The organism is Frankia sp. CeRuru1 (assembly GCF_977966315.1).
This window is the reverse complement of the sequence record NZ_CDWWEW010000442.1, coordinates 1,789-4,623: the sequence shown is the minus strand read 5'-3', so window position 1 is coordinate 4,623 and position 2,835 is coordinate 1,789. Positions and strand designations below refer to the sequence as shown.

3 protein-coding genes and 1 pseudogene are annotated in these 2,835 nt (G+C 68.6%); 1 reads left to right on the top strand and 3 read right to left on the bottom strand.

The genetic code is table 11. The features are described 5' to 3' along the window. Window positions 1-426 precede the first annotated feature (426 nt). From AC08OP_RS22245 to AC08OP_RS22235, 3 genes and pseudogenes are all read right to left on the bottom strand, one after another. A pseudogene (locus tag AC08OP_RS22245) lies at window positions 427-858 on the bottom strand (S16 family serine protease); the annotation flags it as partial. Between the two features lie 191 nt (window positions 859-1,049). After that, entirely contained in the window at window positions 1,050-1,901 is an 852-nt protein-coding gene (locus tag AC08OP_RS22240) for a hypothetical protein (protein ID WP_476615954.1), read from the bottom strand. Between the two features lie 16 nt (window positions 1,902-1,917). Then, window positions 1,918-2,274, bottom strand: a complete 357-nt coding sequence (locus AC08OP_RS22235; RefSeq protein WP_476615953.1) for a glycine-rich domain-containing protein — start codon at window positions 2,272-2,274, stop codon at window positions 1,918-1,920. A gap of 392 nt (window positions 2,275-2,666) precedes the next feature. Between AC08OP_RS22235 and AC08OP_RS22230 the strand changes: the two genes are divergently transcribed. Beyond that, on the top strand, window positions 2,667-2,835 hold a 169-nt coding region (locus tag AC08OP_RS22230; RefSeq protein WP_476615955.1), incomplete at its 3' end, for a helix-turn-helix domain-containing protein.

Genomic DNA, 2,835 nt, shown 5'->3' with positions numbered 1-2,835 from the left:
GGAAAAGGCAGCCGGGCAGGGGGAGGGGGACGTGGGCCGACAGCGGGTCGACGGGCACGCCTGCCGCCGCGGCGTCGGACCGGCACGGGTGGTCCGGACCGGCACGGGAGACGCAGCCGCTTGTCGATGCGGCTGCCGAGGGCAAGACGGCCTAGCGGGTGCGCCTGCGCCGGCCGGGTGGCCGGTTCGGCGGATGGGCGGGCCCGCGATTGTCCCGCGGTCGCTGGCGCACCCCTTGTCGACTGAGCCCCAGGATGCGCTGCTGTGCGATGCGCTCCTGCCGAAGACAGCGACCACGATCCACGCCCCGACCGTAGCCGCCATCTGCGTCTTCCGCGCCCCTCGTCACATGGTGTTTACCTCGTCCCCGGCGTGTCGCTGGCTCTCGCTCACCCTCTTCCCGGCCCCTGGTCGGCCTTCAGATCCTCAGGCGGCCAGCGGTGTGGGGGAGCGCCCGCCGTGGCCCGGCCGGTCGGCGCGCCCGGTGGCGAAGGCAGGCTCCAGGGCCAGGTCCAGCACCTCCCGGACGTCGGTCACCAGGTGGACGGTGAGCGCGTCGCGCACCGGCGCCGGGACGTCGTCCAGGTCCGGGCCGTTGCGCGCCGGCAGCAGCACCGTGGTGATGCCGGCGCGGTGCGCGGCGAGCAGCTTCTGCTTCACCCCGCCGATCGGCAGCACGCGCCCGGTCAGCGATACCTCGCCGGTCATCGCCACCTCCGCCCGGACCGGCCGGCCGGACAGCAGCGACGCCAGGGCCGTCGTCATCGTTACCCCGGCGCTCGGCCCGTCCTTTGGCACCGCACCCGCGGGGACGTGCACGTGGACACCGCGGTCGGCCAGATCCCCGACGGGAAGTTCAGGCGGTAGAGAAAAGTTGCGATGACCCCAGATGTGGCAGGGGACCCCAGCGAGGCCCGCATGCTCGGGGCTTCGCCGGGGTCCCAAGGGCCAGCCGACGGAGGATTTGGAGTCAACCCCGCCGGCTGGGGCTCAGATGCACTGACCTCGAACCCGAGATCACGGGATCATCATGGCCATACAGGTCGTGGTCAGGTCAGGCGCCACGCGGCATAGGTACGCGCCAGGGCGGCTCGGTTCTGAGCGGCAAGGCTGTCCGCCTGCGCCGCTCGCATGCTCCACAGTCCCGCCACGTGGCAGGCAAAGGCGGTCCGATCCTCGTCGGTGCCGCCCGCCCAGCAGTCCAGCCCCGCCGCCCACTGCTCGGCCTGCTGGGGGGTATGCCCGGCGCCAATGAGACGGATCACCATGAACGCGGCGTCTACCCAGCCGGCACCCTGCGCCGGCCAGCCCCAGTCGACCACCCAGACACGGTCCTCTCTGATCATGAACTGGTGGGCATGAAGGTCGGTGTGAATCAGCCGGTTCCCGGCCACGGCGTCGACTACAGCGCCCGCGTGGACGGCCGCAGTGGCTACGTCCCAATCGGGGAAAACTCTAGCTGGAAGCGTTTTTAGATCCTCCCACCAACCCGTGTTGCGCCATCGATCGGAAAGCGAGCGCAGACCCTCGCCGGTCCGGCGGGAGATGTCGTTGACGACGTCCCGGACGCGGGGTAGGTCAGGAGAGCCGGGGATGAGGTCCGCTGGTTGGCCGGTCGCATGCTCGAAGCCAACCAGCAGCCAGTCATCGACCTGGCATGCGAACCGTGGACTCGGCGCGATTCCTGCGGCGAGGTGACCGAACGTGTGCTCGTTACGGAGCCAGCGTGCTCGCCGGCCGCCGCCGTGGACGCCTTTGACGAACAGCCGCTGCTCACCCGCATCCACGACCGCGGCGAGGTCGCAGCCGTCCCCGACGTCCACCGAGTCGGCGGACGTGACGGGTCCGGTCTGCGCCTCAACCGCGTCGCGGACCTGCGTCGGCAGATCATTCCACTTCATGGGAAGTTCGACTCCGCTACTTGGGGACCCGGCTGCCCTTATTTTCGTCGCCGTCCTTGCCGCTTGCCGAGCAGTTGCCCTCGTCGGAGCATGTGGAGCACTTCGCCCACAGTTCGTGGTCGACGGCGTACCCGGCCTGTTGCATCAGGGTGATCGTACGAGCGTGCCTGGCTGCGCTGATGCTGCGGTCGGGTGGCACGTCGTCGGGCACGTGGTGGATGAAGTGGCCGGCGACCTGCCGGCAGAACAGCGTGTACTCCTTGGTGTGCAGCAGAAAGGTGTGCCAGCCCAGGTCGATCGGCGTATGGGCGCTCGACCAGGTGGTCCGCCGCGAGCCGGTTACACAACCGCTCGAAGAGTCTCGGCGTAACAAGATCGCGGCCTCTTCGGGTCGCGATGATCGTGGGCGTGGACATGGTGGGTTTCCTCTCGTCGGGGTCGAACCGCCAGCGACCACGCCGGGTGGCCGCGACGGTTCCTGCTTCGTCGACCCGCCGGGAACGCGGCCTTCAACAGGACCGTTTTAACTGGCGATCGACAGACTACGCAGCGAGTGGTGGTCGATTGTTCACGCTTGCGAACACGCCTGACGCACTGTTCACATCGGTGAACTCATCTGTAACCGTACGACCGACGTTCGTGGGGCTACTCTGAGCGTGTACACCCACACATGTGTTCCGGTCAGGAGAGGCGTCTGTGAACGACAGCCCGGAGGCACCGGCCACCATCGGCGCGCGTATCCGTTCGTGTCGCCGTTAGCGGGGCATGACCCTTGAGACCCTTGCCGGCCTGACTGGCCTGTCCAAGGGGTTTTTGTCGATGGTGGAGAACGGGCAGCGCCGTATGGACCGGCGTTCGCACCTGGAGGCGGTCGCTGACGCGCTTCAGGTCTCCATCACCGACCTGACAGGGCAGCCCTACAAACCCACGACCC